The 12,384-nt window shown below is 61.8% G+C and carries 12 protein-coding genes; 10 read left to right on the top strand and 2 right to left on the bottom strand.

Translation table 11 applies throughout. From position 1 onward, the window contains the following. Positions 1-84: 84 nt before the first annotated feature. The 4 genes from rpoZ to AC0Z4S_RS07635 all read left to right on the top strand — a co-directional run bounded on the left by rpoZ (position 85) and on the right by AC0Z4S_RS07635 (position 3,723). Complete coding sequence (rpoZ, locus tag AC0Z4S_RS07650) at positions 85-348, top strand: DNA-directed RNA polymerase subunit omega (RefSeq protein ID WP_008030604.1); 264 nt, start codon at positions 85-87, stop codon at positions 346-348. Between the two features lie 57 nt (positions 349-405). Continuing rightward, positions 406-2,511 (top strand): bifunctional GTP diphosphokinase/guanosine-3',5'-bis pyrophosphate 3'-pyrophosphohydrolase, encoded by a 2,106-nt coding sequence (gene spoT, locus AC0Z4S_RS07645; protein ID WP_485622587.1) that lies wholly within the window; start codon positions 406-408, stop codon positions 2,509-2,511. A 24-nt stretch (positions 2,512-2,535) separates the two neighbouring features. Beyond that, the gene (locus AC0Z4S_RS07640; RefSeq protein WP_078739772.1) at positions 2,536-2,916 is read left to right on the top strand and encodes a RidA family protein; all 381 of its coding nucleotides are present in this window, start codon (positions 2,536-2,538) and stop codon (positions 2,914-2,916) included. 66 nt (positions 2,917-2,982) lie between these two features. Beyond that, positions 2,983-3,723, top strand: coding sequence for a hypothetical protein (locus AC0Z4S_RS07635; RefSeq protein ID WP_042608111.1), 741 nt, complete (start codon positions 2,983-2,985; stop codon positions 3,721-3,723). Positions 3,724-3,810: 87 nt separating this feature from the next. Here AC0Z4S_RS07635 and AC0Z4S_RS07630 read toward each other — a convergent pair whose 3' ends face one another. Beyond that, a complete protein-coding gene (locus AC0Z4S_RS07630) occupies positions 3,811-4,665 on the bottom strand; it encodes an SDR family oxidoreductase (RefSeq protein ID WP_485622586.1) in 855 nt (284 codons plus the stop codon). 188 nt (positions 4,666-4,853) lie between these two features. Between AC0Z4S_RS07630 and exbB the strand changes: the two genes are divergently transcribed. The 6 genes from exbB (at position 4,854) to AC0Z4S_RS07600 (ending at position 11,695) form a co-directional block, all read left to right on the top strand. Then, positions 4,854-5,807: a tonB-system energizer ExbB gene (gene exbB, locus AC0Z4S_RS07625; RefSeq protein ID WP_485622585.1), complete on the top strand. Its 954-nt coding sequence runs from the start codon at positions 4,854-4,856 to the stop codon at positions 5,805-5,807. Between the two features lie 6 nt (positions 5,808-5,813). Beyond that, the gene (gene exbD, locus AC0Z4S_RS07620) at positions 5,814-6,242 is read left to right on the top strand and encodes a TonB system transport protein ExbD (RefSeq protein WP_016772535.1); all 429 of its coding nucleotides are present in this window, start codon (positions 5,814-5,816) and stop codon (positions 6,240-6,242) included. Further along, positions 6,239-6,985, top strand: coding sequence for a TonB family protein (locus AC0Z4S_RS07615; protein ID WP_041476628.1), 747 nt, complete (start codon positions 6,239-6,241; stop codon positions 6,983-6,985). Before exbD ends, AC0Z4S_RS07615 begins: the two co-directional genes overlap by 4 nt. 215 nt (positions 6,986-7,200) lie before the next feature. Further along, the gene (locus AC0Z4S_RS07610; RefSeq protein WP_024014805.1) at positions 7,201-8,130 is read left to right on the top strand and encodes a hydrogen peroxide-inducible genes activator; all 930 of its coding nucleotides are present in this window, start codon (positions 7,201-7,203) and stop codon (positions 8,128-8,130) included. A 9-nt stretch (positions 8,131-8,139) separates the two neighbouring features. Further along, entirely contained in the window at positions 8,140-10,215 is a 2,076-nt protein-coding gene (gene recG, locus AC0Z4S_RS07605) for an ATP-dependent DNA helicase RecG (RefSeq protein ID WP_041476627.1), read from the top strand. A 79-nt stretch (positions 10,216-10,294) separates the two neighbouring features. Beyond that, positions 10,295-11,695 (top strand): aminoacyl-tRNA deacylase and HDOD domain-containing protein, encoded by a 1,401-nt coding sequence (locus AC0Z4S_RS07600; protein ID WP_485622584.1) that lies wholly within the window; start codon positions 10,295-10,297, stop codon positions 11,693-11,695. A 124-nt stretch (positions 11,696-11,819) separates the two neighbouring features. Here AC0Z4S_RS07600 and AC0Z4S_RS07595 read toward each other — a convergent pair whose 3' ends face one another. Beyond that, positions 11,820-12,203 carry a helicase gene (locus tag AC0Z4S_RS07595; RefSeq protein ID WP_064389575.1) on the bottom strand — a complete coding sequence of 128 codons (384 nt, stop codon included), beginning with the start codon at positions 12,201-12,203 and terminating at the stop codon, positions 11,820-11,822. Between the last annotated feature and the right edge of the window lie 181 nt (positions 12,204-12,384).

Here is a 12,384-nt window from a genome sequence, read left to right as displayed (position 1 = left end):
CCTAATCGCTGGTGATTTTTTAAACTGCTCAGTCCGCTCGCCCAACCGGGCAGCGCGCATATTGCATTCGCTCCGAGGAATACCATGGCCCGCGTAACCGTTGAAGACTGCCTAGAACACGTGGAAAACCGCTTTGAGCTGGTCATGCTCTCTACCAAGCGTGCCCGTCAACTGGCCACCGGCGGCAAAGAGCCATTGGTGCAGTGGGAAAACGACAAGCCGACCGTAGTCGCGCTGCGTGAAATTGCTGAAGGCCTCATGAGCTACGAGTTCATCGCCGAACAGGAAATCGTCCAGGATGAACCGCTGTTCGCAGCGTTCGAGGACGAGTCGAACGAGGCCGTCTAAGCCTATGCCTGGTCGACGTAGCACGGCGCGGGGTCACAGCTTTCGGCAGGAATCATCATGCCGAGCATAGACGCCCTCGCCGATCGCTTATCGACCTACCTCGGCGACGACCAGGTCAACCTGGTCCGCCGAGCGTATTTCTACGCCGAACAAGCCCATGACGGTCAACGCCGTCGCAGTGGCGAGGCGTACGTCACGCATCCTCTTGCGGTGGCGAATATTCTTGCCGATATGCACATGGACCATCAGAGCCTGATGGCCGCAATGCTGCATGACGTGATCGAAGACACCGGTATCGCCAAAGAGGCGCTGCAAGCGCAGTTCGGTGAAACCGTGGCCGAGCTGGTCGACGGGGTCAGTAAGCTGACCCAGATGAACTTCGAGACCAAAGCCGAAGCGCAGGCGGAAAACTTCCAGAAAATGGCCATGGCCATGGCCCGCGACATTCGCGTGATCCTGGTCAAGCTCGCCGACCGCCTGCACAACATGCGCACGCTGGAAGTGCTGTCCGGCGAAAAACGCCGGCGGATCGCCAAGGAAACCCTGGAGATCTATGCGCCGATCGCCAACCGCTTGGGTATGCATGCGATCCGCATCGAGTTCGAAGACCTCGGTTTCAAGGCGATGCACCCGATGCGTTCCGCGCGGATCTACCAGGCGGTCAAACGCGCCCGGGGCAACCGCAAGGAAATCGTCAACAAGATCGAAGAGTCCCTCGGCCACTGCCTCGCCATCGACGGCATCCAGGGCGAAGTCAGCGGTCGGCAGAAACACCTCTACGGCATCTACAAGAAAATGCGCGGCAAGCGTCGGGCCTTCAACGAGATCATGGACGTCTACGCGTTCCGGATCATCGTCGACAAGGTCGATACCTGCTACCGCGTACTGGGCGCTGTGCATAATTTGTACAAACCGTTGCCAGGGCGCTTCAAGGATTACATCGCGATCCCCAAGGCCAACGGCTATCAGTCGCTGCATACCACGTTGTTCGGCATGCACGGCGTGCCGATCGAAATCCAGATCCGCACCCGCGAAATGGAAGAGATGGCCAACAACGGCATCGCTGCCCATTGGCTGTACAAATCCAGTGGCGACGAGCAACCGAAAGGCACTCACGCCCGCGCGCGCCAGTGGGTCAAGGGTGTGCTGGAAATGCAACAACGCGCCGGCAACTCGCTGGAATTCATCGAAAGCGTGAAGATCGACCTGTTCCCGGACGAAGTCTACGTGTTCACGCCCAAAGGCCGGATCATGGAGCTGCCGAAAGGCTCCACAGCGGTCGACTTCGCCTACGCGGTGCACACCGACGTCGGCAACAGCTGCATCGCCTGCCGGATCAATCGCCGACTCGCGCCGCTGTCCGAACCGCTGCAAAGCGGCTCCACGGTCGAGATCGTCAGCGCCCCCGGCGCCCGGCCGAACCCGGCGTGGCTCAACTTCGTGGTCACCGGCAAGGCGCGTACGCACATCCGCCATGCGCTGAAACTGCAACGCCGTTCCGAGTCCATCAGCCTCGGCGAACGCCTGCTGAACAAGGTGCTCAACGGTTTCGACAGCTCACTGGAAAAAATTCCGGCCGAGCGCGTGAAGGCGATGCTCACCGAGTACCGCCTCGAACTGATCGAAGACCTGCTCGAAGACATTGGCCTGGGCAACCGCATGGCCTACGTGGTGGCCCGGCGCCTGCTCGGCGAAGGCGAACAGTTGCCGAGTCCGGAAGGTCCACTGGCGATTCGCGGTACCGAAGGCCTGGTGCTCAGCTACGCCAAGTGCTGCACGCCGATCCCGGGCGACCCGATCGTCGGGCACCTGTCGGCGGGCAAAGGCATGGTCGTGCACCTGGACAACTGCCGCAACATCAGCGAAATCAGGCACAACCCGGAAAAATGCATCCAGCTCTCGTGGGCCAAGGATGTCACCGGCGAATTCAACGTCGAGCTGCGCGTCGAACTGGAACACCAGCGCGGCCTGATCGCCCTGCTGGCCAGCAGCGTCAACGCGGCCGACGGCAATATCGAGAAAATCAGCATGGACGAACGCGATGGTCGCATCAGCGTCGTGCAGTTGGTGGTCAGCGTCCACGACCGTGTGCACCTGGCCCGCGTGATCAAGAAACTGCGCGCCTTGACCGGGGTGATCCGCATCACCCGCATGCGTGCATAACCTGCCAATTACAAGGAGTCCTACATGACCAAAACCGTCATCACCAGCGACAAGGCCCCGGCCGCCATCGGCACTTACTCCCAGGCGATCAAGGCAGGCAACACTGTTTACATGTCGGGACAGATCCCTCTGGACCCGAAAACCATGGAACTGGTCGAGGGCTTCGAAGCGCAGACTGTCCAGGTTTTCGAGAACCTCAAATCCGTGGCCGAAGCTGCCGGTGGTTCGTTCAAGGACATTGTCAAACTGAACATTTTCCTCACCGATCTGAGCCACTTCGCCAAGGTCAACGAGATCATGGGCAAGTACTTCGACCAGCCCTACCCTGCCCGCGCCGCCATCGGCGTGGCCGCCCTGCCGAAGGGTGCGCAGGTTGAAATGGATGCCATTCTGGTCATCGAGTGATGCGCACGGCGCGGCCTTCAGCGCCGCGCCGACTGCTGCAAGAAAAGGTTTTGAAAGGATTCCACCATGCGCAAAGCGCTAGCTCTCTCGCTGCTCGCCCTGTTCCTCGGCGGCTGCGCCAGCGACCCTGCCGACCGTGACATCAGCGGCACCTGGATCAACCAGGTGGCGATCGATGCCGCCGCCAAGGGCGGCCCTCTGCGCGAAGCGCTGCAGGCCTACGGCCCGAATCTGGAATGGGACGTCAACACCAAGGCCGGTCAGGCTCGCTACACCAACGGTTTTGAGAATGTCGAAGGACGGTTGCTGGGCCAAGAGTCCGGCGCCTGGAAAGTCGATTTCTACGGCAGTTCCGCCAGCGAACTGAAACGCGACGGCGGACGCCTGCAGCAAGCCGCCAGCGACAACGAACCCGAACAACTCTTCGATCGCGCACAGATCCCGGTGCCCGAAGGCGCGCCAATCGGTGCGAGCTTCGAACGCGCGCTGTATTCGGCGTATCTGGGCGGCAACTGGACCATCACCAGCGGTCAGGGTGAAGGCGGCACCGTGCAGTTCCAGGCCGATGGCCAGGTGACCGGCCTTCCGGGCGTTGATCGTTATGCCTTGTGCCTGGCCGGCGATTGCGCGTCGATGAGCAATGGCAACGACAGCATGTGGCTGCAACTCAATGGCCAGGGCAACAATTGGATCTTTGTGCGCAAGGGCAAGGAGCTGGAGATTCTGCAGGCAGTGAATGCTGCGCTGGCGGATGAGCAACCGCAGTTCGCCGCAGGTGAGCGCAAGTGGTTGCTGGAAAAGCAGTAACCCTTTGAAAAGATCGCAGCCTTCGGCAGCTCCTACTTTGGAATGCATTTTCCTGTAGGAGCTGCCGAAGGCTGCGATCTTTTGCTTTTAGCGACCTTCCAGAATCGCTGCATAGCCTTCGCGGTAGCTCGAATACTTCGGCACCCAGCCCAACGCTTTCGCCCGCGCATTGCTGCAACGCTTGCTGCCGGTGCGGCGCACGCTGGCGTCTTCCGCCCATTCAGTCACACCCAGATATTCGCGCAACCAGCCCACCACCTCGGCCAATGGCGCCGGCGCATCGTCGACACCGATGTAAAGCTGCTCCAGCTTCACGCCCTCGCGATCTTTTTCCAGCAGGAATGCCAGCAACCCGGCCGCATCATCGGCATGAATCCGATTGCCATACAGCGGCGGCTCGACCGCCACGCGATAACCGCGACGCACCTGGGTCAGCAGCCATTCGCGACCCGGGCCGTAAATGCCGGTCAGGCGCAGCACGCTCGCCGGGATCCCGCTATTGAGCGCAATTTGCTCGGCTTCGAGCATCAAACGCCCTGAATAACCGGCAGCGACAGTCTCGGAGGTCTCATCCACCCAGGCTCCGTCCTGCTGGCCATACACGCTGCTGCTGGACACGAAGATCAGTCGCTCGGGCACTTGTCCATAGTCGTCCAGCCAGCTCAGCACATTCTGCAAACCTTGCACGTAGGCCTTGCGATAGCCTTCTTCGTCGTGGTCGGTGGCCGCAGCGCAATACACCAGATAATCCACAGCGCCCACCGGCCAAGTCGCCGGGCACTCTTCGCTGAACAGGTCACCAGCGACGCCGATGACGCCCTCCGGCAGCCTGGAAACATCCCGGCGCAAGCCATGAACCTGCCAGCCAGCCGCCAGCAATTGCGTGGCGAGACGACTGCCGACATCACCACAACCGGCAATCAAAACAGAAGGCGCGGACATCAGAAAACTCCCATCGGAAAGGCACAGACTAGCTCTGGCACAGGACGAACGGCTAGCAATGAAGGAAAAAAAGTTACTCTATTACTTTTGTTAACAAGAATTACTTGCAATAATGCACGCCACTTTTGTTCTCGGCCTCACGAGGCCTGGAAGAGCAACAACGTTTTTCTACCTCAGGTCCGGCCAGCATGACACGTAATCAAAATCCCGCTTCGCCAACCACTCGACCTCGCGCCTGGAGCGCTGTCGCGGCTCTGTTGCTCAGCCTGATGCTGGCACCGACCGCGGCCTTCGCCGACGCTCAAGCGCCAGCCACCCCAGCCGCCACCGAGCAGAGCGCACCCGCTGCCGCTCCGACTGCACCCGCCGCCACCGATCCGGTGCAGGCTGTCGACGCGGCCGACGCACCTGAAGTCCTCGAAGCCGATAACACCTTGGGCATGGCCCACGACCTGTCGCCGTGGGGCATGTACCAGAACGCCGACATCATCGTGAAAATCGTGATGATCGGTCTCGCTATCGCTTCGATCATCACCTGGACCATCTGGATCGCCAAAGGCTTCGAGCTGATGGGCGCCAAGCGTCGTCTGCGAGGCGAGATCGCCGCACTGAAAAAAGCCACCACCCTCAAAGAAGCCAGCGCCACGGCCGGCAAGGAAGGCACCCTCGCCAACCTGCTGGTGCACGACGCTCTTGAAGAGATGCGCCTGTCGGTCAACAGCCGCGAGAAGGAAGGCATCAAGGAGCGTGTCAGCTTCCGCCTCGAGCGCCTCGTTGCTGCCTGTGGTCGCAACATGAGCAGCGGCACCGGCGTCCTCGCCACCATCGGCTCAACCGCGCCGTTCGTCGGTCTGTTCGGTACCGTGTGGGGCATCATGAACTCGTTCATCGGCATCGCCAAAACCCAGACCACCAACCTCGCCGTCGTGGCCCCAGGTATCGCTGAAGCGCTGCTGGCCACTGCACTGGGTCTGGTTGCGGCGATTCCGGCGGTGGTGATCTACAACGTCTTCGCCCGCTCCATCGCCGGCTACAAGGCGCAGGTCTCCGATGCCTCGGCAGAAGTCCTGCTGCTGGTCAGCCGCGATCTCGACCACCAGCCTGAGCGCAGCTCGCAGCCGCACATGGTTAAAGTGGGGTAATCGGCCATGGGCCTGCATTTGAAAGAAGGCGCAGACGACGATCTGGCCGAGAACCACGAAATCAACGTTACGCCGTTCATCGACGTGATGCTGGTGCTGTTGATCATCTTCATGGTGGCCGCGCCGTTGGCCACTGTGGACATCAAAGTCGATCTGCCGGCCTCGACCGCCAAACCGGCGCCGCGGCCAGAGAAACCAGTGTTTCTCAGTGTGAAAGCGGACCAGCGCCTGTTCCTCGGCGACGACGAAGTGAAAGCCGAAACCCTCGGCGCCACCCTCGACGCCAAGACCCAGGGCAAGAAAGACACCACGATCTTCTTCCAGGCTGACAAAGGCGTGGATTACGGTGACCTGATGAGCGTGATGGATAGCCTGCGCGCCGCCGGTTACCTGAAGGTCGGTCTGGTCGGACTTGAGACGGCAGCCAAGAAATGATCACGACGCGCCATAAGCTGACGCGTTACAGCGGTAGCCTGGCCGTGGTGCTGGGCGTGCACGCGCTGGCCATCGCGCTGGCGCTGAACTGGACCGCCCGCCCGCCCATCGAACTGCCGCCGCAGGCAATGATGGTCGAGCTGGCTCCGTTGCCCGCCCCGCCACCGCCGGCTCCGCCGAAAGTCGTCACACCGCCGCAGCCACCGGCTCCGGTTGAAGAATTGCCGATCCCGAAACTGGCTGAAGCACCGAAAGCGGAAATCGCGGTACCGAAACCCAAGCCGAAGCCCAAGCCGAAACCGCCGAAGCCGGTCGAGAAGAAGCTGCCTGATCCACCGAAGGAGAAACCTTCCGAGGAGAAGCCGGCCGATACTCAACCGACCCAGGCACCGACGGAGAAATCCGCCCAGCCTGCACCGGGTCCGTCGCCGGCTCAACTGGCGGCCAAGGCCAGCTGGCAAGGCACCCTGCTCGCGCATTTGCAGAAGTACAAGAAATACCCGCAGAGTGCACAGTCGCGGGGCAAGGAAGGCTTGAATCGTCTGCGCTTCGTGGTTGATGGCGAAGGTAATGTGCTGTCGTTCGAACTGGTGGGCCGCTCCGGCAACGCTGATCTGGACCGTGCCACCCTGGACATGATCCGCCGCGCCCAACCGCTGCCCAAGCCACCGGCCGACATGCTCAACAACGGCTCGATCGAAATCGTTGCGCCGTTTGTTTATTCGCTTGAACGTCGCCGCTAAAGAGCAAGATCAAAAGATCGCAGCCTTCGGCAGCTCCTACAGGGGATCGCATTTCCAAATGTAGGAGCTGCCGAAGGCTGCGATCTTTTGCTTTTCGCCTTATTTACGAGCGGCAAACCGACCTTGGCCAGTGTCGCACTCAGCCCGCAGTCTGATAACGTGCGTCTATCGATTGCAGCCGGTATGCTTGGCGCGCATCTTCATGGACGCTTGCTATGACCCTCACAGAATTACGCTACATCGTTACCCTCGCCCAAGAGCAACATTTCGGCCATGCCGCCGAGCGTTGCCACGTCAGTCAGCCGACGCTGTCGGTGGGCGTGAAAAAACTTGAAGACGAACTCGGTGTGCTGATTTTCGAGCGCAGCAAAAGTGCCGTGCGCCTGACCCCGGTCGGCGAAGGCATCGTCGCCCAGGCGCAAAAAGTGCTGGAACAGGCCCAGGGCATCCGCGAACTGGCCCAGGCCGGCAAGAACCAGCTGACCGCACCGCTGAAAGTCGGCGCGATCTACACCGTCGGCCCGTATCTGTTCCCGCACCTGATTCCACAACTGCACCGGGTTGCCCCGCAGATGCCGTTGTACATCGAAGAAAACTTCACCCACGTGCTGCGCGACAAACTGCGCAACGGCGAGCTCGACGCGATCATCATCGCCCTGCCGTTCAACGAAGCCGACGTGCTGACCCTGCCGCTGTATGACGAACCGTTCTACGTGCTCATGCCGGCCCAGCACCCGTGGACCAAGAAAGAATCCATCGACGCCGGCCTGCTCAACGACAAGAGCCTGCTGCTGCTCGGTGAAGGCCATTGCTTCCGCGATCAGGTGCTCGAAGCCTGCCCGACCCTGACCAAGGGCAACGACGGCGCCAAGCACACCACGGTCGAGTCCAGCTCGCTGGAAACCATTCGCCACATGGTCGCGTCCGGCCTGGGTATTTCGATCCTGCCGCTGTCCGCGGTGGACAGCCATCACTACGCTCCGGGCGTGATTGAAGTGCGCCCACTGACCGCGCCAGTGCCGTTCCGCACCGTGGCGATCGCCTGGCGCGCGAGCTTCCCACGGCCGAAAGCCATCGAGATCCTCGCCGACTCCATTCGCCTGTGCTCGGTGGCCAAGCCTGCCGCGCCGGTTACGGCCGGTTAAGCGAGCGTCATGACGGAGCTGTCGCAAGTGTCGGTGACGGCACTCAAGGGTGTCGGCGAGGCCATGGCCGAGAAATTGGCCAAGGTCGGCCTGGAGAATCTGCAGGACGTGCTGTTCCACCTGCCGCTGCGTTACCAGGATCGCACCCGCGTGGTGCCGATCGGCGCGTTGCGGCCGGGACAGGACGCCGTGGTCGAAGGCACCGTCAGCGGCGCCGATGTGGTCATGGGCCGCCGCCGCAGTCTGGTCGTGCGCTTGCAGGACGGCACCGGCGGCCTGAGTCTGCGCTTCTACCATTTCAGCAACGCGCAGAAAGAAGGCCTCAAACGCGGCACGCGGGTTCGCTGCTACGGCGAAGCCCGGCCCGGCGCATCAGGCCTGGAAATCTACCACCCGGAATACCGCGCCATCACCGGCGACGAACCGCCGCCAGTGGATGAAACCCTGACCCCTGTCTACCCGCTCACCGAAGGCCTGACCCAGCAGCGCCTGCGCCAGTTGTGCATGCAGACCCTGACGCTGCTCAAGCCAAGCACCCTGCCCGACTGGCTGCCGACCGAGCTCGCCCGCGACTATCAACTGGCGCCGCTGGCCGATGCGATCCGCTACCTGCACAACCCGCCCGCCGATGCCGACGTCGATGAACTCGCCCTCGGTCATCACTGGGCCCAGCATCGCCTGGCCTTTGAAGAATTACTGACGCATCAACTGTCGCAGCAGCGTCTGCGCGAAAGCATGCGTTCACTGCGCGCGCCGGCAATGCCGAAAGCCACGAAACTGCCACCGAAATACCTGAAAAACCTCGGTTTCAACCCGACCGGCGCGCAACAGCGCGTCGGCAACGAAATCGCCTACGACCTCAGCCAGCACGAACCGATGCTGCGCCTGATTCAGGGTGACGTTGGCGCGGGGAAAACCGTGGTCGCCGCCCTCGCCGCACTGCAAGCGCTGGAGGCCGGTTATCAGGTCGCGCTGATGGCGCCGACCGAGATTCTCGCCGAACAGCACTTCATCACCTTCAAGCGCTGGCTCGAACCGCTGGGCATTGAAGTCGCGTGGCTGGCCGGCAAGCTCAAGGGCAAGAACCGCGTCGCTGCGCTGGAGCAGATCGCCAGTGGTACACCGATGGTGGTCGGCACCCACGCGCTGTTTCAGGACGAAGTACAGTTCAAGAACCTCGCGCTGGTGATCATCGACGAACAGCACCGCTTCGGCGTGCAACAGCGTCTGGCGCTGCGGCAGAAAGGCGTCGGCGGGCGCATGTGCCCGCACCAACTGATCATGACTGCCACGCCGATCCCGCGGACACTGGCGATGAGTGCCTACGCCGACCTCGACACCTCGATCCTCGACGAATTGCCGCCCGGCCGAACCCCGGTCAACACCGTGCTGGTCACTGACACCCGCCGCGTCGAAGTCATCGAACGAGTGCGCAGCGCCTGTGCCGAGGGGCGTCAGGCCTATTGGGTGTGCACGCTGATCGAAGAGTCCGAAGAGCTGACCTGCCAAGCCGCCGAAACCACGTTCGAAGACCTGACCGCCGCCCTTGGCGAATTGAAAGTCGGGCTGATTCACGGCCGCATGAAGCCGGTCGAAAAGGCTGCGGTGATGGCCGAGTTCAAGGCCGGCAACCTGCAACTGCTGGTCGCGACCACGGTGATCGAAGTCGGCGTCGACGTGCCCAACGCCAGCCTGATGATCATCGAAAACCCCGAGCGCCTCGGCCTCGCGCAACTGCACCAGTTGCGTGGCCGAGTCGGCCGGGGCAGCGCCGCCAGCCATTGCGTGCTGCTCTACCATCCGCCGCTGTCGCAGATCGGCCGCCAGCGCCTGGGCATCATGCGCGAGACCAACGACGGTTTCGTCATCGCCGAAAAGGACCTCGAACTGCGCGGCCCCGGGGAAATGCTCGGCACCCGCCAGACCGGCCTGCTGCAATTCAAGGTCGCCGACCTGATGCGCGACGCCGATTTGTTGCCCGCCGTGCGCGATGCCGCCCAGGCCTTGCTGGAGCGCTGGCCGACCCACGTCAGCCCGTTGCTCGACCGTTGGCTGCGGCATGGGCAGCAATACGGCCAAGTGTGAGCACCGTCGCAGTTTGTGCAGGATCGTTCCTACAGAGCTGGTTATACTCCTGCCATTGTTTCAAAAACGGATACAGACCATGACTGACGCAGCTCTCGCCCCCGAACTCCCGCACGCGCCGTCTGTAATTCGGCTGCTGCTTGGCAAGCTGGGTATCGCCTACGAAGAAGTGCTCGACCACCACGGCCTCAATGCTTCGCGCAAGGTCCAGGCCGTGTTGCTGGATGACGCCGTGGGCGCGCTGATGGTGCTGTTTCCACAGAGCCAGTTGCTCGACCTCAATCGCCTCGCCGAACTCACTGGTCGCCGCCTAACCGCCGTGTCCACCGAGCGTCTGGAAAAGATGCTCGGCAAACACAACCTGAGCCTGCTGCCGGGCCTGCCGGCGCTCACCAGTTCGCCGTGCCTCTACGAGGAAAGCCTGCTGCGCGAGCCGAAGCTGCTGATCAACTCCGGCGAGCCGGGCCTGCTGCTGGAAATCACCAGCGAAGACTTCAAATCGATGCTGACCAAGGCCAGCGCCGCCAACTTCGGCGAAGCCCTGAGCAGCATCCGCCCCAATCTCGACCGCCCGGACGATGACCGCGAGGAAATCACCCAGGCAGTGCAGGCGTTCACTGCGCGGCGCATTCAGCAGCGTCTGGAAGCGACCATCGAGATTCCACCGCTGGCCGAAACCGCGCAAAAAATCATCAAGCTGCGCGTCGACCCCAACGCCACCATCGACGACATCACCGGCGTCGTTGAAACCGACCCGGCGCTGGCTGCGCAGGTGGTGAGCTGGGCAGCGTCGCCGTATTACGCCTCGCCGGGCAAGATCCGCTCGGTGGAAGACGCGATCGTTCGCGTGCTGGGCTTCGATCTGGTGATCAACCTGGCGCTGGGCCTGGCCCTCGGCAAGACCCTGAGCCTGCCGAAAGACCACCCGCAACACACCACACCGTACTGGCAGCAGTCGATCTACACCGCCGCCGTCATCGAAGGCCTGACCCGCGCCATGCCGCGCGCCCAGCGCCCGGAAGCCGGCCTGACCTACTTGGCTGGCTTGCTGCACAACTTCGGTTACCTGCTGCTGGCCCACGTGTTCCCGCCGCACTTCTCGCTGATCTGCCGCCACCTGGAGGTCAACCCGCACCTGTGCCACAGCTACATCGAGCAACACCTGCTCGGTATCAGCCGCGAACAGATCGGCTCGTGGCTGATGCGCTACTGGGACATGCCTGATGAGCTGGCCACCGCCCTGCGCTTCCAGCACGACCCAAGCTACGACGGCGCCTACGCCGAATACCCGAACCTCGTCTGCCTGGCCGTGCGCCTGCTGCGCAGTCGCGGGATTGGCTCTGGGCCGGACGAAGACATCCCCGACGCGCTGCTTGAGCGTGTGGGTTTGACTCGCGACAAGGCCAATGACGTCGTCAGCAAAGTCCTCGAAGCCGAAGTGCTGCTGCGCGAACTGGCTTCGCAGTTCAGCCAGGCCTAAAACGAAACAGGCCCGCTCCCCAGGATTTACACAAATCCCTGTGGGAGCGAGCCTGCTCGCGAAGAATCCAACTCGGTCTACCAGACCGCCACTGATCGTTCCCACGCTCCGCGTCACCAAAGGCTCAAGCCTTAGGCTTAGCCTTCCTCGGCACCAAATACTTCATCAACCCCTGAAACCACATCACCAGCGCCGGATTACCCTTGAGCTGGATCGACTTGTCCTGAATGCCCTGCATAAACGCCAACTGCTTGTTCTTCGCCTGCATCGTCGCAAAGCCATAACCGGCATCTTTAAACGCAATCGCAAACGCCGGCTCCGCCACCACCCCAGACTTGCTGGTGATGCGCTGATTCTTCACCACAAAATGCCGCGCCACTTTCCCATCCAGGGTCTGCAGCTGAAACACCAGGTCCTTGTCACCCAACTGCTGCTGGAACGCAGGATTTGTCCGGCTGGCCTTACCCATCAACAAACCCATCATCCACAGAAGAAAACGAAATTTCATGCGCACAGCCTCAAAAGGAAAATGAACGGCCGGGGCAGTGTAAGGGATTCGGACGATAACGCCACTATCTGACGCTGTTGGCAGAGGATGCTGACTATTCCCCGCACGATGACCACCAAGTCACGATTCCGCAAGCAACGTCCTACACCTGTTGAAACACATCCCTGTAGGAGCTGGCGAA

It is taken from the genome of Pseudomonas sp. 1L-B-1-E-C1 (assembly GCF_057291835.1).
The sequence above is the reverse complement of the archived record's forward strand: the minus strand, read 5'-3'. Positions and strand labels throughout refer to the sequence as shown.

What these genes read in the sequence shown, in the direction of transcription:
- spoT (WP_485622587.1), top strand. Translation starts at nt 406, where the DNA reads ATGCCGAGCATAGACGCCCTCGCCGATCGCTTATCGACCTACCTCGGC.
- exbB (WP_485622585.1), top strand. Translation starts at nt 4,854, where the DNA reads ATGACACGTAATCAAAATCCCGCTTCGCCAACCACTCGACCTCGCGCC.
- AC0Z4S_RS07610 (WP_024014805.1), top strand. Translation starts at nt 7,201, where the DNA reads ATGACCCTCACAGAATTACGCTACATCGTTACCCTCGCCCAAGAGCAA.
- exbD (WP_016772535.1), top strand. Translation starts at nt 5,814, where the DNA reads ATGGGCCTGCATTTGAAAGAAGGCGCAGACGACGATCTGGCCGAGAAC.
- AC0Z4S_RS07595 (WP_064389575.1), bottom strand. Translation starts at nt 12,203, where the DNA reads ATGAAATTTCGTTTTCTTCTGTGGATGATGGGTTTGTTGATGGGTAAG.
- AC0Z4S_RS07615 (WP_041476628.1), top strand. Translation starts at nt 6,239, where the DNA reads ATGATCACGACGCGCCATAAGCTGACGCGTTACAGCGGTAGCCTGGCC.
- AC0Z4S_RS07635 (WP_042608111.1), top strand. Translation starts at nt 2,983, where the DNA reads ATGCGCAAAGCGCTAGCTCTCTCGCTGCTCGCCCTGTTCCTCGGCGGC.
- recG (WP_041476627.1), top strand. Translation starts at nt 8,140, where the DNA reads ATGACGGAGCTGTCGCAAGTGTCGGTGACGGCACTCAAGGGTGTCGGC.
- AC0Z4S_RS07630 (WP_485622586.1), bottom strand. Translation starts at nt 4,665, where the DNA reads ATGTCCGCGCCTTCTGTTTTGATTGCCGGTTGTGGTGATGTCGGCAGT.
- rpoZ (WP_008030604.1), top strand. Translation starts at nt 85, where the DNA reads ATGGCCCGCGTAACCGTTGAAGACTGCCTAGAACACGTGGAAAACCGC.
- AC0Z4S_RS07640 (WP_078739772.1), top strand. Translation starts at nt 2,536, where the DNA reads ATGACCAAAACCGTCATCACCAGCGACAAGGCCCCGGCCGCCATCGGC.
- AC0Z4S_RS07600 (WP_485622584.1), top strand. Translation starts at nt 10,295, where the DNA reads ATGACTGACGCAGCTCTCGCCCCCGAACTCCCGCACGCGCCGTCTGTA.